This window comes from Chryseobacterium edaphi (assembly GCF_025628985.1).
Taxonomy (GTDB): Bacteria; Bacteroidota; Bacteroidia; order Flavobacteriales; family Weeksellaceae; genus Chryseobacterium; species Chryseobacterium edaphi.
Map to the genome: position 1 here is coordinate 685534 of NZ_JAOTEM010000002.1, position 20971 is coordinate 706504.

Consider the following 20971-nt stretch of genomic DNA (forward strand, 5'->3'; position numbering starts at 1 on the left):
AATTTCGAATCATTTAACATAATCTAAATCTAAAAGCGAAAGTTTTTAGATTTTTTTTGTTAAATATTTAAAATAACTCAGCTCGTGTTGAAAATTAATTATATTTGTGCGATTAAAAATAAAAACTATGATCAGAAAAAACTTTTTTAAAGTAGTGGCGGCATTACTTCTTAGCTTTACGTTCTCTTCTTGTGATAACACAACGAACGATCCCATCAACAATAATACGAATAATCCCTCTACAGGTGGTAGTGGTAGTGGTAGCGGCACAACTGGACCTACCATTACAGGGCCAAGAATTTTACATAAAATAGTTGTCAACAATGTGACTAATCAAGAATTTGTCACCACTGGAAATGTCCTTCAGAAAGCTATTTTTCAAGAAGCAAGTGGTCCAACTTCATTTTTTATTGGAACACCAACGTATACCTCAGGAAAAATTACAAAAGTAAAATTTGGGCAGGAAATCAATGGTGCTGTTCCGGCTAATAATATTGCATATGATTTTGATATCACCTACGATTCTAGCGGAAAAATAAATTATACTTCTTGCCAAACAACTTTGGGAGGTGCTCCGCATTTCGGGATGGAATATACCTATACCTATGATAGTTCCGGAAAAATGACAAAGATTGTTGAGAAGAAAAAATCTGGGACTACCTACATTCAGTTTACCAATTATACCTTTACTAATACAGGTGATAATATTACAAAAGTGGTGGCAGAAAATGGAACAACAAGTGCAACTGGTGTTCCGAATATGTCCACTTTAATGTCGGCAGGTACATATAATTATCCTCTTTACGATGATAAGATAAACCCGTATACAACTTTACCAAAGACATTTTTTGTAATGTGGAGTTTGGTACATCCTACTAATTTTCAATCCTTGTCAGCTAATAATGTTAAGAGTTTCAATATTGTATTTCCACCTATCGGATCGGTACCAGCTCCATTGGTAAGTGGTGATTTTACTTATATTTATGATTCGATGAATTATCCGGTTTCAGATCAGGGTCAAGCCCAGAAATATATTTATAAGGCTTTATAAGTTGTTTTTGTTTATTAGTTTTGTGAGAATATAAATAAAAAGGTGCTTTTTATTCAAAAAAAAATTATATTTGTGAAAAAATAAATAATCCCCTTCGGAAATGAAACAACTTTTCTATTTTATTTTACTTATTGCAGGTGTCTCTTCTATTCACTCTTGTAAAGATATGGTTAATGAAGAAGGAGACCCTCTGATTGACCTTAATCAATCAAGTGGTTTCAATGGTCCAAGAGCTTTGTTCAGAGAAATTACTGATTCTGATACGATTGCGGAATACCGTTATAACGGACTTCTTTTGTCAAACGTTATTACAGATAAATATTCTGCAGCAAATGTGATGTGGAGCGGTGATAAAATCAGTCAGATCGATTTCAAAGGTCATTTAGATAATGATGGTGACGGAATATTAGATAAAGACAGTATCGTTTACACACAATTATTCACTTACGGAAATTTAGGAAGATTAACAATCATTTCAGAAAACAGATCTATTTATAAAAGAGCTGCACCTATACCTCCTTCAATTATTCCTGGGCCTTATACTTTGGATTCTAAGGTGAAAGTCTTATATGATTTGACTTACAGCTCTACAACAGGAAAATTAGATGTTATCAATATGAAAAATGGTCCTGATGTTGTGGGTACTCCTTTTGTATACAAAGATTATTCTAAAACAACCTATACTTATTTAGGAGACAATGTTTCAAAAGCAGAAAGAAATTACGGTAAAATCAACGCCGGAGTTAATGGTCCTGCCCTTGAAAAGTATTCGTATGAATTTTTGAATTATGATTCTCAAATCAACCCATACACACTTTTACCTTTCGCTTATAAAGTTTCAACAATTTTAGCAACTGATTACAATGATGATGCATCTTCGATGTTATCTCCCAATAGTCCGAAGAGAGTGTCTATTACAGATTTGGTACCGCCAATTCCAACTGCAGTAATTTTCTCTACAGATTACAGATATGACGCGCAGACTTATATGATAAGAGGTTTTGGAGTAAATTATATTTACAAACCATTGTAATCCTTTATCAAAAAAATATTTAAACTCAATTCTTCACAGGATTGAGTTTTTTGTTTAATAACTCTTAATTTTGCAAAAAATTTCTCATGAAATATTTAATTGTTGGTTTGGGCAATAAAGGCCCGGAATATGAAAATACACGTCACAACATTGGTTTTAAGGTTGCCGAAAAGATAGCAGAAAGCTTAGGTGTTTCCTTCAATACCGCTAATTTTGGATGGATGGCAGAGGGAAAATATAAAGGCAGAAAAGTTTTTATACTGAAACCCGATACTTATATGAACTTATCCGGAAATGCAGTAAAATTCTGGATGCAGAAAGAAAATATTCCATTAGAAAATATAATGATTGTTACAGATGATTTAGCTTTGCCATTTGGGACTTTGAGAATGAAAATGAAAGGTTCTGATGCAGGTCATAATGGACTGAAAAGTATTCATGAGAGTTTGCAGACTCAGAATTATGCAAGACTTCGTTTCGGAATTTCTGCTGAGTTTTCTGAAGGAAGACAGGTCGATTATGTTTTGGGAACATGGAACGAAGAAGAAAGAGAGAAATTAGGAGAAAGAATTGAAAAATTCTCAAAGGCTTGTCTGTCATTTGTGTTTGCAGGAATCGGAAATACAATGTCTGCATTCAACGGCAAATGATTTAAGATATATTTAAATTTGATATAAAAAAAATTCGGGCGGGAGCAAAGCTCCCGCCCGAATTACATTAATAAGGAGAAAAATATTTTATAACCAGGTTACGACACCGGTTTCTACATCATAATTAGCTCCGACGATTTTTATCTTGCCTTCATCCTCAAGTCTTTTCAGAGTCGAGCTTTGTTTGCGAATATCATCAATTGCATTCTTTACATTATGCTGATTTAACCTTTCAAGAAGGGCTAAGTTTGCAGAAGAACGTTCTTCGCCATCTTCGATGATTGTATTGATGATCGGATTAAAATGATCGATAAGGTGATTCAGGTTATCCATACCCATTCCTTCGATTTTAGCAGCATCAAGTCCGCCCTTTAATGCTCCACATTTAGTATGACCTAAAACGACTACAAGCTTAGAACCTGCAACGTTGCATCCAAATTCCATTGAACCTAAAATATCCTGATTAACAAAATTTCCGGCAATTCTGATGCTGAAAACATCGCCCAATCCCTGATCAAAGATTAGTTCGGCAGAAGTACGACTGTCAATACAGCTCAAAACGACTGCAAAAGGCCATTGTCCTTCTCGTGTAGCATTTACCTGCTCCAGAAGATCTCTGTTTGCTTTCAGGTTGCCGACAAATCTGTGATTTCCTTCCTTTAAAAATTCTAATGCCTTTTCAGGAGTTATTGTTGACTGTGTTTCGGAAGTATGTGCTTTCATATAAATTTATTTTTTTATGAATTATATTTAAATTAAAATTGATTGTTACATTGCTCTTTTGTGAGTAATGATGATGTGAGAATCTTCGTCAGTTTCATAATCTCTGTATGAAGTTTTGAATCCCATTAACTGTACTTCGATGTCTTCTTCTTTTGCTCTGATGTTGGCAAAATCCTGAATCATTTCCAATACATCGGTTGCGATATATGACGTCGTGGTAGCATCAATAATCACGGTGGAATTTGGTTTAATATTTTTCAACGTTTTTTTGATCGCAGCTTTATTCAGGAAAGAAACTTCTTCGGCCAGTTTGATTGAAATTTCGTCTGCATCATCCAGTTTTTCTCTGCTCAGATAATATGCACGCTTCATATTTCCCTGAAGAATATAGAAAATTGAAATTGCAAGACCAATTCCTACACCTTTCAGTAAATCAGTTGCAACGATTGCCACAACAGTTGCTACAAACGGGATAAACTGGAATTTTCCGAGATGCCAGAAATGTTTAAACGTTGCAGGTTTTGCCAACTTATATCCCACCAAAAGCAATACTGCGGCCAGAGTTGCCAACGGAATTAAATTTAATAAAAACGGAATAGACAAAACGCAGATCAACAATAAAAAACCATGAATCATCGTTGAAGCTTTGGAAGTGGCTCCTGCATTGGCATTTGCTGAACTTCTTACAACTACCGAAGTCATCGGAAGTCCGCCGATGAATGAACTAATCAAATTTCCGATTCCCTGAGCTTTCAGTTCGAGATTGGTATCGGTAATTCTTCTCTGGATATCTAATCGATCTGAAGCTTCAATACATAGAAGCGTTTCTATAGAGGCTACAATGGCTATGGTTGCTCCGGCAATCCAGACTTTTGGATTGGTAAATCCATTAAAATCGGGCATGATGATAAGATTTTTAAAATCATCAAAACTTTGAGGTACAGGAAGTGAAACCAAATGATTTTTTTCTATGGTTAAAGAACTTCCGCTCATTTTAAAAACTTCATTCAATAAAATACCTGCAACTACTGCTACAAGAGCTCCTGGAAGCATTTTTATTCTTTTTAAAAAAGGAATTTTGTCCCATGCTAATAGAATTCCAACAGAAACTAATGTAATCACAACGGCTCCCGGATGAATTGCATCGAATAATTCTGTAAAATATCCGAAATTTAAACCTTTATCAAAAATAGATTCGTGACCTTCATAATCTTTATCAAATCCCAAAGCGTGAGGAATTTGTTTTAAAATAATAATGATACCGATTGCAGCAAGCATTCCTTCAATTACGTTATTCGGAAAATAATTGGAAATACTTCCGGCTCTTACAAATCCTAAAACAAGCTGAATCAATCCGGCGATAATTCCCGCACAAAGAAACAGTTCAAATGCGCCCAAATCTGTAATTGCTGTTAAAACAATTGCTGTCAAACCGGCTGCAGGTCCCGATACAGAAATATTTGAATTACTGATTGATCCGATGACCAAACCTCCGACAATACCGGAAATAATGCCCGAAAGTGGTGGTGCTCCAGATGCTAAAGCGATTCCTAAACAAAGGGGTAGTGCGACTAAAAATACGACTAGACCCGAAGGAAAGTTTTCTTTGATTCCTCCAAAGAAAGATTTTGATTTTTTCATGATAATTGAAAAATACGTTGATGTAAATAGTTTATCGATTAAAATCAATCCAAGAAGACTGAAATTAATGAAAAGTAGAAATGTTCAAAATCGAAGACGATCTGAATATGGAAATTGAAAAATAACTAAGCTTCCGGAGGCGGAGAAAATATGCTCAGTAAAGGGGAAAGATGAAAATCATCATCAATAAGTGTGAAAGATGTACCTTCAATATCAGCTTCAAAAAATCTAAGATAATCATAGACATTCAAAGGTTTTGGAAGTGTTTTTTCGTAAACGGAAAAGAGCGACGAATAGTGAGAATGAGTTTCTTCTTCATTGACTATTACATTGGTTCTCATGATTTTCCAGTCCGCAATAGCAGCAATGCTCGGCAATGCTGTAAAGTTGAGGACGATCATCAATGTAATAATACTCCAGAATTTCATTCTAATAAAAATTAACGAAAGATTATTTGGTCTTTCTGCTCATTACCCAGTCAGAACTTGTAAGATTATAGATTTTTTGGATGTCTTTTAAGATTTTCTCAAAATCAATCTCCAAATCAATAATTTTCCCGGTTCTCAGGTCAAATACCCAACCATGTACAACAGGATATTCTTCTAAAATATAACGTTCCTGTACGCAGGCCATTTTAATTACGTTGATGCACTGCTCCTGAACATTAAGTTCTACAAGTCTGTCATATCGTTTTTCGTCTGCGATAGCATCCAGCTCAACTTGATGAGTTCTATATACATCACGAATGTTTCTCAACCATGGATTTAATAATCCTAAATCTTGGGGAGTCATCGCAGCTTTTACGCCACCACAATTGTAATGACCACAAACGATAATGTGTTTTACCTTCAAATGTTCTACCGCATATTGTATAACAGCAGTTGAGCTCATATCTAAAGTATTGACAACGTTAGCAATGTTTCTGGTCACAAAAACTTCACCCGGTTCTGTACCCATCAATTCTTCTGCGGTTACTCTGCTGTCTGAACATCCGATGTACAAATAATCAGGATGTTGAGTTTTTGCAAGTTCCTCAAAGAATTTCGGATCTTTTTCAATTTTAGATTCAACCCACTTTTTGTTGTTTTCAAAAATAGCTTCGTACGATTGTGACATAAATAAAATTTTAAAAGGGTATGATTATTTATTTCGTTTAAATTATTTTCAAATTCAATAGACTAAATCAATAATTCTACAAAAATATAATTTTTACTGAATTATCAATCATTTTTAACATAATTTAATAAAGATAAATATTATACTTTATTATTGATATACCCTTCAGTTGCATCAGTTTTAGGATATATTTTTGCCTTATTTCCTGCAACAATAGAGTTATCAGGTACATCAGTATTAACGTACGAATTTGGTGCAATCAAAACATTGTTCCCAATAGTGATACTTCCCACTATTACAGCATTAGGACCAATCCATACATCATCGCCAATGATAGGAAAGCCTTCGTTTTTTCCACGGTTTTGTTGACCAATGGTCACACCTTGCGCAATATTGCAGTTTCGACCAATTACAGCTTTAGGATTAACCACCAAACTTCCCCAATGTCCCAAATACAAACCTTCGCCAATCTGAGTTTCAGGATAAATCTGGAAGCCATACTTTATCTGAAAATGTCTAAGAACGATCTTCCAGTAAAATCCTAGAACTGGAGTTTTGTCAAATTTTTGCGCCTTTCTGAGAATGTAGATAAAATGAAGATTCGGATTGATACATTTCATCAAAATCTGAATCGGCGAAAGCCATTGACCGCTTTCTCTGTAAAAGTCTTTTTGTATGATAGAGTAATTTTTGGGCATGCAGCAAATTTAGGAATTCTCTTTTTATTTTTGTTATGATTGAATTTTAATTATAATTCATCTAATACAGAAACTATTCTTGCGACAGAATGATCAAGATTAAAAGGCATTGTATAATTTTCAAGTTTTTCGGTAAATCTTGAGAAAAATTCAGGATTTGTTAAAGCTTTTTTCATTCCCAAATAAATTCCTTCTTCGGAGTTGTCTACAATCAGACCCAATTCTCCATTGTTCAGCATTTCACTGACGCCGGAAACTTCTGTTGCAATAATTTTCTTTTTTAAAGTAATTGCTTCAAACAAAACAGTCGGGAAACCTTCATATCTTGAACTTAAAATATAAAAATCAGAATTTTTAAAATAAGGATAAGGATTGTCTGTGAAACCCAACATTGTTGCAGTATCGTCAACTCCCAATTCAGTTTTTAATTGTTTAATATTTTCAAAATCATAACCGTCACCTACGATCAAAATTTTATGTTTAAAACCTTCATCGAGTAGCTTTTTGTGAACTTTAAGAAGTCTGTCAAAACCTTTTTGAGGAAAAACTGTTCCCACAGAAATAAATGTCGGAATTTTCTCATCAAACTCATAGTTGATGATCGGTTGTTGAGCTTTGGTTAAAATTTCTTCAGTATCCAAAGGATTGTAAATCTTTACAATTTTCTGTTTTTCAGTTTCATTTTTGGCCAAATCATGGAATAGCTGTTCTATTTTTTTTGAAATCACCATAATGGAATCGAACCCAAAAAATTTTCTGATTTCTTCATTAGTATACTCTTTCACCTGCGAAAGATCATTATGAATCCAAATGATTTTTTTTGAAGAATGATTGGTGGAGTGGAGGATTTCGTCGCGCATTCCGTGAATAGCTGCAAACTCGATATCGTATTTTTTATCCTTTAAAATAAGCGTATATAAAAGATCCGGAAATTCTTTTAAAACCTTTTGAAAAATAACTCTTGCTGCTTTTTCAGGGATGTCCTGAAGTCTGTTGGTAGTGATCATTTCACCTTTGTTGAGATAAATAACGTTCACCCAGTCAGGAACTTCACTTAGATATTTCCCTGAGTATAAATTTAGTAATAAGTCAATTTCGTACTTATCTTCAGGTAGGTTTTTGAGGAAAGTTACCAATACTTTTTCAGCTCCTCCATGACGAAGAGAACCGATACGTATGAGGATTTTTTTCTTGATCATTTTGTTTGAGGGATTGTGTAAGAAAGAACTAATTTAAATTTTTTCTTCGATATATTGAAATTTTGAAGCAATGGTTTGTGGTATCTTCCAAAAATATAATTTCCAAATAAGCTTTTTGATTGAAGCGTTTTTTAAATAAATTTTGAAAATGGATAAATTAAATAGGCAAGTGTTTTTATTTCAGACGCATCCAAATCCGAGGTGATTTTCTTTAGAGACCTGCCATCAATCTTTGAGAATTTTAGGTAACCACCTAAGTTTCTAAGAATTGTCATTGGATTGCTCCAGATTTTTGAACTGTAGGTATTGAGAAAAGCCTTGTAGTTTTCTGCCAAGCCAAATGCATTTTTTTTATCGTAAAATTGATTGGCGAGAGATTGCTCATCATCTTTATCCCTAAAATAAATTCTCGTAACCTCATTAATGCAATAATGAAAACCAAGTTTGTCAAACTGGAACTGAAAAACTCCTTCAGGAATGAAGCCTTTTCCGGCAAGATCACCGAAGTTGAGTTTCATTTTTTTGTAAATTTCTGTTTTTCCCATTCCCCATTTGTCACCTTTTATTTTGTATTTGTACCGCATATCAAAAATACTGCATACAAAAGGATCTTTCGGAAATCGATCTCCCACAATATTACCAAATTGATCTTCGCAAAGCGTGGAAACAAAAACAATATTCTGACTGGCTGAAATGCTTTCCCAAGATTTCACCAAAATTTCCATAGAATTTGGAGGAAGAGCATCATCAGAATCAAGCGGTGAAAAATATTGACCTTCGGCCAAATCAATTCCACGAAAGAAAGTTAAAAATTTATGTTGATTTTCCTGATAATAATAGCGGATTTTAAAATCAGCTTTTTGTTTAAATCCTTCAACTAAATCTTTAGTATTATCAGTCGAGCCATCATCAATGACAATCCATTCAAAATCTTTGAAAGTCTGCCTTTGCAAAGATTCAAAAACCCGTAGCAATGTGTGTGCACGATTGTAGGATGGAGTAAGAATGGTTACTTTAGGAGCATTCATATTGGCTGAGAAACACTTTGGTTACTTCATTATAGATCTTTTGATTGTCAAATTTCTCAACGGCTTTTTCTGTATTTTCTTTTATTTTTTCAGGAATTTCAGAATTTGTCAGAAACAGTTTCATTCCCTGATAAATAGAATCTTCATCAGGATTTACCAAATAACCATCTGTATTATGATCAATCATTTCCGGAATACCGCCGACATTAGTACTGACAATTGGAATATTAAGTCCCATTACTTCACCAATAGTTAAAGGGTAAGATTCAGATTCTGAAGGTAATACAAAATAATCTGAATTTTTAATATAAGGATACGGATTTGTCTGTGTATCGAGCAACAAAAATGTTTTTTCAACATTAAGCTCTTTTGCCTGTTTTTTTAAATTTTCCATTTCACCGCCGCCGCCAATTACAGCTATTGAGTGTAAAAATCCTTCATCCAACAATCTCTTATGAATATTCATTAAAGTATGATAGTTTTTTCTGCTGTGTAATCTTCCCATTGAAGAAAACACAGGATGCAGATCATATTTTACAGGAAATTCTTCAGCTTTTTTTCTTACATCGTTGATTTTAATGGCGTTGTAAATCACAGAGCTTTTAGGATATTCAATTTGGTAAAGATCTTTAATTACGTCTCTTGTCTGTTTTGATCCGAAAATTACCCAGTCAAATTTTTTCAGATTATTGATTCGGCTCAAAACTCTTTCCTGATCTGGATCGTAACTTACATCCGTATGAAACCATGCAATTTTTCTTGATTTTAAAGGACTTGATAAAATGTTGTCAAACTCTGCATAAGTAGGTGCAATTTCGATATCGAAATCACCTTTAATAATGTTTTTGTAAAGTAATTTTGGGTTTTTCCTGTAAAAAAGAAGAGTCAGATTTCTCTTGATCAATTGAAATGTTCTGAGCAGTTTATTGTTGCTCATATCTTCTTTTCCTTTTTGAAAAGTAATAACTTTAATATCTTTTGGAATGTCACTTCTCAATTCGCCCTGATTCAAAGTAAGGAAAAATGTAATATCAAAAAGATCTCTAGGAAGATTTTCTAAAAGATCAATCAGAACTCTCTCCACACCTCCCATTTCCATAGATCTGTGGCGGAAAAGCACTTTTATTTTCTGATGCATTTGTGTAGTTTTCAAAAAAAATAATTCTTAAAAAAGCAAATATAAGATTGTTTGAGCAATTCTTTTGTATTTTTGCATCTCAAAACATAATTGTATGAGTAAAGTCGCTGAAATTGCAACAACATTTTTTGGATACCTGAAACGTCCCGACCTTTATCCCGAGTTGAGACGAAAAATTTGGAAAAACCTTTTCAATCGTTCATCAGCTTTGCGCGGTAAAGAAGAAGCTGAAATATGGTGTAAAAATTTAGCAGTTTCTGAAAAAGAATTTATTGAAAAAATATTAAAAATTACTTTCGTTCCTTTTCAGGAAATCTTCCCCCAAGAATTTGAAGCTGCAGTGCTAGCTCAGGAAAAAGCACCCATAAAAATGGGTGGAGCAGGTTCTTTAAGTGTTATTTATTACATTAATGAATATGTTTCTGCACAAAAATCAATAGAAACCGGTGTTGCTTACGGATGGTCTTCTTTTGCTGCTTTAGCATCTTTAGTAAAGAGAAACGGAACACTTTTCAGTTCAGATATGCCATATATTATGCAAAATCAGAGTGAAGATTTTGTTGGATGTGTAATTCCTGAAAAATATAAAAACAACTGGGATCTATATCGTTTTGCAGACAAAGAATCTTTACCGAAGATTTTTGCAAAGGCAGATTCTTTAGATGTTGTACATTATGACAGCGATAAAACCTATGATGGAAGAATTTGGGCTTACACGTTGTTGTGGGACAAATTGAGAAAGGGCGGGATTTTTATGAGCGATGATATTGGCGACAATGCAGCTTTCAAAGATTTTTGTGAAAGTAAAGGTCTTGCCCCACATATTATAGAATTTGACTGCAAATATGCCGGAGTTGTTATAAAAAATTAAAACGAATACCACAGAAATTTTCTCTGTGGTTTTTTATTTATAAAAATTTCCTGATAATTTTTGTTATAATATTGTTTTGCTTTACTTTCAGAAATTCCGGAAGATTTTCTATAACATCAATTTTTTTGCCGTAGAGATATTCTATATTTCTTCGTTTTGCAGATTCTAAAATAACCTGATGCCAGTTTGTATTGAGTTTCTTTTTTTTTGAAGCTTCCTGAGAAACACCTTTATCATGTAAACGATAAAAATAAAGGGGGATATTGATAAATTTAAAACTTCCTGTTTCATAAAGCTTTAGGTACAAATCCTGATCAACCGCAGAAGTGAGTTCTGAATTGATACCAACAGTTTTATCATACGCTTCTTTTTTAAATGTGAAAAAGTGATTGGCTTCTAAAAAAACATTAAAAAATTTTTTATCATTATTTTTTACAGCTCTAGAATGCTGAAATGTACGGATTGGCTTTAGCTGATCATCACACAAATAGAATGATGAGTAAGTAACTACATTGTTTTTAATGTGATTTTCAATACTAATTTGCAGAGCATTTTCTACTAAAGCATCGTCTGGATCTACAAATCCGCAGATTTCTCCTGATGCCATTTCTACACATTTTCTTTTTGTATATCCTACACCGCTGTTTTCTTCATTTCTGAAAACTTTTGTTTTAGAATCATCTTTTGTAAGTGCTACTATCTTTTGGTAAGATTCATCGGCAGAACAGTCGTCAACCAAAATGATTTCATAATTCTGATAAGTCTGTCTCAGAATACTGTGGTAACATTCCTTAAAGTAATCATAGTTGTTGTAATGCGCAATAAGAATTGAGAATTTTATCATGAAAGTTAGATTGGAATAAAAAAACGATAATATCTTTAAGTATAAAGTTATTTCACACTTAAAAGTTTGAAAAAACACATTATTGTATTGGTTTTATCTGATGATTCTGTTGATTAATTATAATAGAATTTGAAGGAACATCTTTATGAATGACACATCCTGCTCCTAAAATTACATTATCTCCAATTGTGACATCTTTTAAGATTATGACATTTGCACCCGTCCATACATTGTTTCCCAACTTTACTTTTCCAATATTGAAATTTGTTTTTGATACTGTGAAAGGATCTTTTGTATACTGATGATTATGATCAAAAATTTTCATCCCTTCACCTAAGATACAATTTTTTCCAATTTCTATTTCACCAAGACACGAAATTGTTGCTCTCGTTATATAAGTGTTTTCACCAATTGTCAGTTTGGCATTTGATTTTACAGTAACATAATTGGATTGATTGATTTCCACACCTGATCCAATTACAAATTCAGCGTCAGAAGAGATGTCAAAATGGTTATCTTTTCCTATTTTAAAAGAAGAATGTATATTGCTTTTCTTTGTAAAAAAAAGACTCTTTTTTTTATCTGCAATACAACTGTCTGAGAAATTTCTGAGTTTTAAAAAAATAAAACCTAAAATACTTTTCATCTAAAAAATGTTTTTCATTCAAAAGTATTAAAATTCTTTATAATTTCGCAATTTATTAATAGCAAACAATTTGATGAAAAGTAATCGACCCCTTATCAGTATTAATATTCCTGTTTTTAATTGTGAAAAATACATCATAAGATGTCTTGAGTCCGTAAAAAATCAAACATATGAAAATTTAGAAATAATTCTTGTGAATGATTGCACTCCGGACAACAGTATGTCATTAGTGAGAAAATTTGCTAGTGAAAATTATGATTTTAATGTAAAGATCATAGAACATGAATTGAATTCGGGACTTTCAGTTGTTAGAAACACAGGAATAAAGAATTCAACTGGAGAATATATTTATTTTTTTGATAGTGATGATGAGATTACGCCAAATTGCATTGAATTATTAGTAGCTAAAGCATTAGAGACTGATGCGCAAATCATTATTGCTCAAAATAAATGGATTAATACATTTGATAATACTACAAAAGATTTTGGTTTCCCTACAATATCAACAAAAAAATACTTTGATGATAATTTAGAAATATTTTCATCTTATAGCAATGGGGATTTCCCATCTTCATCTTGGAATAAACTGATCAAAAGACAGTTTGTTGTTGATAATGAAATTTTTTTTATACCTGGATTGTTTGCGCAGGACGAACTGTGGTTTTTCCATTTGCTTCTTAAAACAAAAACACTAGCAATTGTTGACGATATTACTTATTTGTACTACCTTCATGGAGAGTCGGTAATTTTTAACAGAAAAAAGAAAAATTTTGAAAACTTCCTTACAATTTTGGAGCACTTCACAAAATCTTATAATGAAGAGCCCCATGCAGTAATTAAAAAGCTTATTAAAAAGAAAATTATTCTTTTCAAAGAAATGGTTCTTATTATGCAGTGGAAATCTTTGAAAGACGGAAATTATCTTTGTACTAATATTTCTAAAATGCAAAAACTGACGAAATTAAGTTTTTTTGACTATTTCGATTCAGGTTTTTCACTTGGTCTAAAAAAGAAAAACTTTTTCCAGAATATTCCTCCATATCTTGCTACAAAACTTTTTATATGGCGTTTTGAAAGATAATGTTAATTTTTATACTTGTAAAAAACTGACATTATATTAAAATTCGAAAGTAAAAAAGTATTATATATTTTAGCAATCCCTTTGAATTGGGATAGAACGGTCTTTTTTTCAAGAGAACAATAAGAATCCAGAAGTCTTTTTTTCTGTTGCAATTTTTCTTCAGCAGTCATTTTGTCTGAAAAAAGGTGAAAAATTTTAATAGCATTTACAAGATTTTTATAAGCTGTAAACTCGAAAATAGATTTTCTTGGCTCATAAATTCCTTTCTGTAAAAAGATTTTCCGTAATAAGAAATCGGTTCTTATGATGTCAATTTTCTTTGGAGAAAGTAGTTTTGCAGATGAATCTGGATGAATAAAATGGGTGTAAATTGCATTACAGCTACCAACAAATTTTGCTTCTTCAAAAATGAGGCGTTCTACAATTTCATCAGCGTTTAAAAGTGGTTCGGTAAAGCGAAAAGAATGAGATTTAAAAACTTTTGCTCTGTACAAGCCACGTATATGATTGTCATATCTGCCGACAGTATCACGAATAATCTGAGATCCGGCAAATTTTTTAAATTCAAATTCTGAAGACTTTGAAAGATAAATATTATGGATGTTTTTGATTTTTCCATCGGTGAATTTTGTAATTACCATGGGACTTACAATATCAAGTTCGGGATGACTTAAAAAAGTTTGGTAACATTTTTCGATAGTATCCAAATCAATGAGATCATCATGGTCAAAAAGAAAAATAAATTCTCCAGAAGCTTTATCCTGACCGTAAGCTTTAGAATATTGCGCATACTTTTCATTTTCTTTTGTGTAAATTTTAATTCTAGGATCTTGTTTTGCGAAATATTCTAAATCATCCAAAGTAGAATCTGTAGAACCGTCATTTACGCAGATTAATTCTAAATTTCTGTAGGTCTGGTTTTGTAAACATTTCATTGATGATTTTACAAAATCTCCCAATTGTACAGAGTTATAGTAAGTTGTAATGATAGAAATGAGGGGTTGTGTTTTCATATTTATACAAATATCCGAAATTATTTTATTAATTTAAATGTGAAAAATAGAGTTTTGTATTAATGTAAAATTTATAATTAATCAATTTCGTAAATAAGTTTTAAATTTGTGAGATATTAATGATCTATGTGCGGAATTGCAGGTATTGTAAAAAAAAATATTTTAAACGATGATTTTTATAAGAGAAATCTGAAAAACATGACAGATTCTATTATACATCGTGGTCCGGATGATGAGGGTCATGAGTATTTTCAAAATTGTGTTTTGGGTTTTAGACGTTTAGCAATCGTTGATCTTTCAAAAGATGGCCATCAGCCGATGTATTCAAGTACAAAAAATGAATGTATTGTTTTCAATGGTGAAATTTATGGCTACCGAGATTTAAAAAACGAAATATCTGACTATCCTTTCACAAGTAATACCGATACAGAAGTTATACTTGCGCTTTATCAAAAATATGGCTACGATCTTCCAAGGCATCTTAACGGAATGTTTTCTATTGCAATCTGGGATGAACAGCAACAGAAATTATTTTGTGCACGAGATCGTTTCGGAGAGAAACCATTTTATTATGCGACAGGTAAGAATGGTGAATTCATTTTTGCCTCAGAGATTAAAGCTATTTTGGCTACAGGTTTAGTAGATGAAGAGTTGAATGATCAGGCGGTTCTTCATTTTTTACGTCATTCTTATGTAGACAGTCACCAAAGTATTTATAAAAATATAAAAGTTTTACCACCAGCTTCACAGTTAATCCTAAAAGATAGTAAAATTGATGTTTCACAATATTGGAATTTACCCAAAGAAGAATTAAATATTTCTGAAGAGGATGCAATAGAAAAGTTTAAGGAACTTGTACAAAAATCTGTAAAAAAGCAGTTGATTGCAGATGTCAAAGTAGGAGCTTTTTTAAGTGGTGGACTTGATTCGGGAACTTTGGTTGCGCTGTCTTCTAAATATAATTCAAACCTTACAACATTAGGATTTGAATATCAAGGGGAATGGAATGAGATGCCGGAAGCAAGAAGTATTTCGCAGAAATATAATACAAACCACAAGGAGGTTTCTTTAAAAGATGAGGAAATCCCAAAGTTGTTGGTAGAAGTTTTACAAAATCTTGATGAGCCGCTTGCGGATACAGCAATTTTAGCTACCTATGCGATTTGTAAAGAGGCTGCAAAAAACATGACAGTTGTAATTACAGGAAATGCAGGAGATGAGCTTTTCGGCGGTTATAAATGGTATCAAAAGGAAAAGGAAATTCTGGATAAAGGAAGTTTAAATTCGCAATTTTTGACCTTTTATAAAATTGGATCTACCATTAGTGAAAAAGTTGGTTTTAAAAACGGACAGGATTATTTTCTGGATAAAATTTTCAGAGCAAAATTTCCCGATATTGTTTCTTATCAAAAAGAAAAAGTACACAATAATTTCACAAAAAAAGAAACCAATCTGCTTCTGAAATCCTATTCGGAGTATGAACATACTTATAATTTTGTTTTAGATAAAACAAATCTCAATACCCCAATGAAGATGGATCTTACCAACATAATTCCTGGAGACTACATGGTAAAAGATGACCGAATTGCAATGTTGCATTCGATTGAGTTGAGAACGCCTTTTTTGGATAAGGATTTGGTAGAATTCTGTTCTGCACTTCCCGCAAAATATAAAGTAAATACTGATCAGACCAAAATTATATTGAGGAAAGCTTTTGGCAAATTGCTGACAGATAATATTTTAAATAAGCGAAAACAAGGTTTTGGAGCACCTGTAGAAAAATGGCTTAGAATTCCTGCAATGGAAAAACTTTCAACAAATATTTTAAGAAATCCAAACTCTAAAGTCTTTCTTAAACTAGATTTTCAACAGGTTCAGAAAAATTTAAATTACAACTATAAGCACTGGTCACTTCTGGTTTTAGGAATTTGGATGGAAGAACATGCGTAAAATTATTTACTGAACTTCCATTTAATCTCTCGAAGAATATAAAACAACTGTGCTTTTAAACCACCGTACTTTCCATAAAGATTGATGATTGATGAGGGTAGCTTATTTTTAAGTTTGTAATAATGAAGAACTGCATGATATTTTTTCAGTAAAAAGAGCCGTTGAGAATCGCTGAAACTATCGTGATAATCCGTGAAAATAATCTCATATACCATTGCTTCACCAACATCTTTTTGATCTCTAAAAGAATTGACCCTAGTGAGATTAATTTCTGAGGATCTTACAGACATTTGAGTGTTGTTCATTCCATAAATCAATCCGCCATCCGTATAATCAATCCAGGCAACTAAAGGAGTTCCCCAAGCTAATGGAAATCCCCTGAAGCCTTTTTTTTCGTAAGAGCTTCTTCTAAATATATTTTCGCTGATGCTTGTGTGTGTTTTATGATTTCTATCTCTCCAAAATGTATTTATTGAGGTGTCATATTCCGGATGAATGAGATCTTCTCCCCTTACTTTTGATTGAGAATTTATAGATGTAATGGCTGCTTTAATTACATTGATGTTTTTTTTGTAGACTATAGGTAAGACATTATAAAATTCTTCAACAAAATTTTTCTTAGGACAATCGTCATCTCCCAAAATACATATCCATTCTTCATCTTTTGATAAGTCGATGCATCTTATCCATTGTCCCTCCAAGTCTTTGGCGCCTAAATTATCTTCAAACTCTTTATATGTTATGTTTAAATTAGGATATTTATTGATAATATCTGAAGGGTCATCAGGACTTTTATCATTTCCTATATAAACATTAAAGTTTTTGTTAGTTTGCTGCTCAAGAGACAGTAGGGTTTCATCAAAAAAATTAATTTTATAATATGGGATGACAAAGGCAATTTTTTTCATTTTAAAATTGTGTAATAAATTTAGAATAGATTTTTAAATTTTAACGTAAAAAGAATAATTGTTAGTAATATTTTCTTAACATATTTTGAATGTATTGTTCCTTATTTATCAAATTATTTTTTATAAAATAATTTTCTATATGTGGAATATTTATATCATAACCTGACCCATTTTTAATCAGATTAATATCAAGTTTTATATTATAATATCTTTCTACGATCTCTAAAATTTCAATTATGGAATAATTTTGAATGTAAGCAACATTGATGATTTTATTAAGATCATCTTTATCCAGCAACAGGTCAAAGGTAATATTTTTGATATCATCAGCATCTATGAGATTACGTGTTGCTCTGGTATGAACATTAATCGTCTCATTATTTTTTATGGCTTTTAAGATATAATTCATCAGAAGATTGGGATTTCCACCTTTTCCGACAGCATTACTTATTCTCAAAATCAAAAAAATTTCGCATGAGTTTTTAATGATCTGCTCCATTTTTAGCTTATGAAGTACATAATCACTACCAGTTTTGGATGAATCGTAAATGCTACAGGTAGAAAAATAAACAAAAATCTTATCTGGATTTTCAGCAACAGTTTTTTTAATCAAATTTTCTTCCCGATCAAATTCTTCAGTTCTGGTTTCCAAAGAATTTGAAACTCCGGATGCAAAGAAAATCGTGTCTTCTCTGTCAAAATCAACAAATAATGAAGCTATAAGTCCTCTGCCAACAATCATTCTAATATTTTTTCAACGATTTTTTCTGCTGCTTTTCCGTCGCCAAAAGGATTGTTTTCACTTTTGAAAATATATTCCTCAGGATTATTATAAATGAAATTAAAGCTGCTCTTAATTTTCTGAATGTCTGTTCCTACCAAGATACCACAATTACATTCAATTACTTCTGGTCTTTCGGTTTCTTCTCGTAAAATTAATACTCTTTTCTGCAAACTTGGTGCTTCTTCTTGTATCCCGCCTGAATCTGAGATGATAAGCTTAGATTTTGCCATTTTTCTGATAGCTTCAAGATAGGAGAGTGGTTCTGTGAAATTTATATTTTCAGGAGTTCCGTTTTCGAAAGCTTCCAGGATAATTTTTCGCGTATTCGGATTGGGATGTAGAGCCCAGTCAAATTGGGTTTCAGGATTTTCTTCGGCCAATTCTTTAATCGCCTGAGCAACGTTTTTTAATGGTTGACCAATGTTTTCTCTTCTGTGAGCGGTAATAAAAACAAAGTCTTTGTACTCGACGGCTATATTTTCCTTTTTCGTAACATATTGAATCATATCAACAATACTGTTTCCAACTAAAGAAATATTATTTTCTGAAATATTTTCTTTTAAAAGATTTTGTTTTGATAATTCTGTAGGAGCAAAGTTAACATCTGTCGTTAACGAAACGACGCGTCTGTTAAATTCTTCCGGAAAAGGAAGTTTAATATCAGATGTGCGAAGACCTGCTTCTATATGATAAAATTTTCTTTGCTCAAGAAAAGCAACCATAGATGATGCTAAAACTGTAAATGTGTCACCCTGCGCAATAATTTTCTGAATATTTTCCTGATGAACCAAATTGGATATTTCATCAATCAATTTTGCGATCAGATTAGAATTTTTAAAAGATAATGATTGTACAGAAAGCTGATAATCAGGCTTTATGGTGAAGCTTTGTTCCATTTCTGTAAGCAGAGAGTCGTGTTGTCCGGTATTGACAATACAGATTGTCTGATTTCTTTTTCTGAATTCGTCAATTACTGGAAAAACCTTTAGAAATTCAGGTCTTGTTCCGTAAATAATCGCAATTTTATCATTCATCTGATATGTTTTTGTAAAAATAATAAAACTTATCGTTTTAAACGTTTAACAATATGTTTTAAAAGCATTTTTAAAGGAAATTGATTAAGAATCTCATCCGCAGAAAACTTTTGCATATTGTTTACCACGTTATGAATTTCCTTTTTGCCGCTTTCCATTTCCACTATATTTTTAAGATTAAAATGTGCATGTACAAAATCTTTAAACGGGTTTGGTGTATCTCTTTCGTGCCAAGTTCCCACAAAATGATGAGCTGCATAATTTTTAGGCAAATCTAGGCAAAAGTAAGTGGAAGGATAGATCGCGATTCCATCGGCTAATTCCTGATACTCATCTTTGTTGGGATCGACTTTATATTCTTTGATCAATAAATCAGAGACAAAGACAGTATTTGTGGTTAAATTAAAATCGGTTTTTTCATTATAAAAATCCAATACTTTTTTTGGCCAGGGATGATTTTTTTCGGTTGCCCAAAGTGCAGTAAAGGGAGATCCTTTAATCTCAAATCCGGAAAAAGCTCGGTGAACAAGAAATTCATCGAGAGAAAATTTCACCTCAACGTCAATATCCATGTAAATTCCTCCCTGTTCAAATAAAGCAAGAGCTCTTGCGTAATCTGAAACAAAAGCCCATTTTTTCTTTTCTGCTGCAAGACGTACATATTCACAACAATTGATGTCAAAATTGCTTTCATTCCATTCTATGATTTCATAATCGGGAAGATTTTTCTTCCAGGAATCAAGACAGATGTAGAACGATTCAGGTTTTGGATTTCCGCCAAACCAGCAGTAGTGTATTTTTTTTGGGATCATTGCTTATCTTTTAACGACATATATACAAAAATGCCAGATGTAATTATTTTATTCTTGTTTTCATCAAAAATCCAACGATGTGTTGGCTGCCCTCTAAACGTGCCTTTTATTCCCAATCCATCTAAAATATTCTGAATTTTTTCGTTTTCAGCAATTTCATCATAAATGATTGTAAGATGATGCGTGTCTGAGAATCGGGATACTAAATTACCAAGAATTTTGTTGTCATAAAAATGATGTATTTCTACCAAAATATCTGTTTCTTTTTGCCAACGAAATTTATCAGGTTGCAACAGAAAATCTTCAGCACCTTCGCAGTCAATAAGTAGAAAATCTATTTTGTTTTCCCAATTAAGGAGTATTTCTTCTTTGGCTTCGCCAAATGTTTGATAAGGTATTAAATCATTTATCGAAATCCAAGCCTCAATATAAGGTTGAAAATTCTTATCCATCTCAAATACATACATGTTTTTTGGTCTTAAAAGATTACTCAACCCTGCAGGATAGTATTCTTTATATCCACCAATAATCATAATGTTTTCGATATTTTTATTGATTAAATCAGAAAAATTACGGTGCAATACCGATTCATATAAACCAAGTGTTTCAGATAATTTAAGAATCGGTTTTAGAATATCAGGAATTATTAGGCCTGCAAAAGGACCTGTATATATTTGGTTGCCTATTTTTTCTAAAACCAACACTACTGTTTCGTTCTCTGATAAAATTTTTGAGAGTATTTTATTTTTTA

At 32.3% G+C, this 20971-nt stretch carries 22 protein-coding genes; 6 read left to right on the top strand and 16 right to left on the bottom strand.

Annotated features, from left to right (window positions below; genetic code table 11):
* Positions 1–127 precede the first annotated feature (127 nt).
* From NZ698_RS11430 to pth, 3 genes are all read left to right on the top strand, one after another.
* On the top strand, positions 128–1051 hold the full coding sequence (locus NZ698_RS11430; RefSeq protein ID WP_263003238.1) for a hypothetical protein: 924 nt from the start codon (positions 128–130) through the stop codon (positions 1049–1051).
* 100 nt (positions 1052–1151) lie between these two features.
* Entirely contained in the window at positions 1152–2084 is a 933-nt protein-coding gene (locus NZ698_RS11435) for a hypothetical protein (protein ID WP_263003240.1), read from the top strand.
* An 86-nt stretch (positions 2085–2170) separates the two neighbouring features.
* Positions 2171–2734 carry an aminoacyl-tRNA hydrolase gene (gene pth, locus NZ698_RS11440; protein WP_263003241.1) on the top strand — a complete coding sequence of 188 codons (564 nt, stop codon included), beginning with the start codon at positions 2171–2173 and terminating at the stop codon, positions 2732–2734.
* An 87-nt stretch (positions 2735–2821) separates the two neighbouring features.
* Here the strand turns inward: pth and NZ698_RS11445 are convergent, their stop codons facing one another.
* The 8 genes from NZ698_RS11445 to NZ698_RS11480 form a co-directional block, all read right to left on the bottom strand.
* On the bottom strand, positions 2822–3457 hold the full coding sequence (locus NZ698_RS11445; RefSeq protein ID WP_263003242.1) for a carbonic anhydrase family protein: 636 nt from the start codon (positions 3455–3457) through the stop codon (positions 2822–2824).
* A 45-nt stretch (positions 3458–3502) separates the two neighbouring features.
* Entirely contained in the window at positions 3503–5098 is a 1596-nt protein-coding gene (locus NZ698_RS11450) for a SulP family inorganic anion transporter (protein ID WP_263003244.1), read from the bottom strand.
* Positions 5099–5223: 125 nt separating this feature from the next.
* Positions 5224–5526 carry a hypothetical protein gene (locus tag NZ698_RS11455; RefSeq protein WP_263003245.1) on the bottom strand — a complete coding sequence of 101 codons (303 nt, stop codon included), beginning with the start codon at positions 5524–5526 and terminating at the stop codon, positions 5224–5226.
* Positions 5527–5548: 22 nt separating this feature from the next.
* Complete coding sequence (locus tag NZ698_RS11460) at positions 5549–6214, bottom strand: carbonic anhydrase (RefSeq protein WP_263003246.1); 666 nt, start codon at positions 6212–6214, stop codon at positions 5549–5551.
* 140 nt (positions 6215–6354) lie between these two features.
* Positions 6355–6912 (bottom strand): serine acetyltransferase, encoded by a 558-nt coding sequence (locus NZ698_RS11465; RefSeq protein WP_263003248.1) that lies wholly within the window; start codon positions 6910–6912, stop codon positions 6355–6357.
* A gap of 50 nt (positions 6913–6962) precedes the next feature.
* Positions 6963–8111 (bottom strand): glycosyltransferase, encoded by a 1149-nt coding sequence (locus NZ698_RS11470; RefSeq protein WP_263003249.1) that lies wholly within the window; start codon positions 8109–8111, stop codon positions 6963–6965.
* 131 nt (positions 8112–8242) lie between these two features.
* Entirely contained in the window at positions 8243–9139 is an 897-nt protein-coding gene (locus tag NZ698_RS11475; protein ID WP_263003251.1) for a glycosyltransferase family A protein, read from the bottom strand.
* Complete coding sequence (locus NZ698_RS11480; protein WP_263003253.1) at positions 9126–10277, bottom strand: glycosyltransferase; 1152 nt, start codon at positions 10275–10277, stop codon at positions 9126–9128. The genes NZ698_RS11475 and NZ698_RS11480 overlap by 14 nt, the downstream gene beginning before the upstream one ends.
* Before the next feature lie 94 nt (positions 10278–10371).
* Between NZ698_RS11480 and NZ698_RS11485 the strand changes: the two genes are divergently transcribed.
* Positions 10372–11148, top strand: coding sequence for a class I SAM-dependent methyltransferase (locus NZ698_RS11485; RefSeq protein ID WP_263003254.1), 777 nt, complete (start codon positions 10372–10374; stop codon positions 11146–11148).
* Between the two features lie 37 nt (positions 11149–11185).
* On the opposite strand, the gene NZ698_RS11490 is transcribed toward NZ698_RS11485, so the two are convergent.
* Together NZ698_RS11490 and NZ698_RS11495 are read right to left on the bottom strand one after the other, a co-directional pair.
* Positions 11186–11992: a glycosyltransferase family 2 protein gene (locus tag NZ698_RS11490; protein WP_263003256.1), complete on the bottom strand. Its 807-nt coding sequence runs from the start codon at positions 11990–11992 to the stop codon at positions 11186–11188.
* Positions 11993–12071: 79 nt separating this feature from the next.
* Positions 12072–12638: an acyltransferase gene (locus NZ698_RS11495; RefSeq protein ID WP_263003257.1), complete on the bottom strand. Its 567-nt coding sequence runs from the start codon at positions 12636–12638 to the stop codon at positions 12072–12074.
* Positions 12639–12711: 73 nt separating this feature from the next.
* Between NZ698_RS11495 and NZ698_RS11500 the strand changes: the two genes are divergently transcribed.
* The gene (locus NZ698_RS11500) at positions 12712–13719 is read left to right on the top strand and encodes a glycosyltransferase family 2 protein (RefSeq protein WP_263003259.1); all 1008 of its coding nucleotides are present in this window, start codon (positions 12712–12714) and stop codon (positions 13717–13719) included.
* A gap of 2 nt (positions 13720–13721) precedes the next feature.
* Here NZ698_RS11500 and NZ698_RS11505 read toward each other — a convergent pair whose 3' ends face one another.
* The gene (locus NZ698_RS11505; protein WP_263003261.1) at positions 13722–14732 is read right to left on the bottom strand and encodes a glycosyltransferase family A protein; all 1011 of its coding nucleotides are present in this window, start codon (positions 14730–14732) and stop codon (positions 13722–13724) included.
* A 126-nt stretch (positions 14733–14858) separates the two neighbouring features.
* Here NZ698_RS11505 and asnB point away from each other — a divergent pair, with 126 nt between their 5' ends.
* Positions 14859–16682, top strand: coding sequence for an asparagine synthase (glutamine-hydrolyzing) (asnB, locus tag NZ698_RS11510; RefSeq protein ID WP_263003263.1), 1824 nt, complete (start codon positions 14859–14861; stop codon positions 16680–16682).
* Positions 16683–16684: 2 nt separating this feature from the next.
* Here the strand turns inward: asnB and NZ698_RS11515 are convergent, their stop codons facing one another.
* The 5 genes from NZ698_RS11515 to NZ698_RS11535 form a co-directional block, all read right to left on the bottom strand.
* Positions 16685–17590: a glycosyltransferase family 2 protein gene (locus tag NZ698_RS11515; RefSeq protein WP_263003264.1), complete on the bottom strand. Its 906-nt coding sequence runs from the start codon at positions 17588–17590 to the stop codon at positions 16685–16687.
* A 61-nt stretch (positions 17591–17651) separates the two neighbouring features.
* On the bottom strand, positions 17652–18332 hold the full coding sequence (locus NZ698_RS11520; RefSeq protein WP_263003265.1) for an NAD-dependent epimerase/dehydratase family protein: 681 nt from the start codon (positions 18330–18332) through the stop codon (positions 17652–17654).
* Positions 18329–19408, bottom strand: a complete 1080-nt coding sequence (wecB, locus tag NZ698_RS11525; protein WP_263003266.1) for a non-hydrolyzing UDP-N-acetylglucosamine 2-epimerase — start codon at positions 19406–19408, stop codon at positions 18329–18331. Before wecB ends, NZ698_RS11520 begins: the two co-directional genes overlap by 4 nt.
* A gap of 29 nt (positions 19409–19437) precedes the next feature.
* The gene (locus NZ698_RS11530; RefSeq protein WP_263003268.1) at positions 19438–20220 is read right to left on the bottom strand and encodes a glycosyltransferase family 32 protein; all 783 of its coding nucleotides are present in this window, start codon (positions 20218–20220) and stop codon (positions 19438–19440) included.
* Positions 20217–20921: a hypothetical protein gene (locus tag NZ698_RS11535; protein WP_263003269.1), complete on the bottom strand. Its 705-nt coding sequence runs from the start codon at positions 20919–20921 to the stop codon at positions 20217–20219. The genes NZ698_RS11530 and NZ698_RS11535 overlap by 4 nt, the downstream gene beginning before the upstream one ends.
* Between the last annotated feature and the right edge of the window lie 50 nt (positions 20922–20971).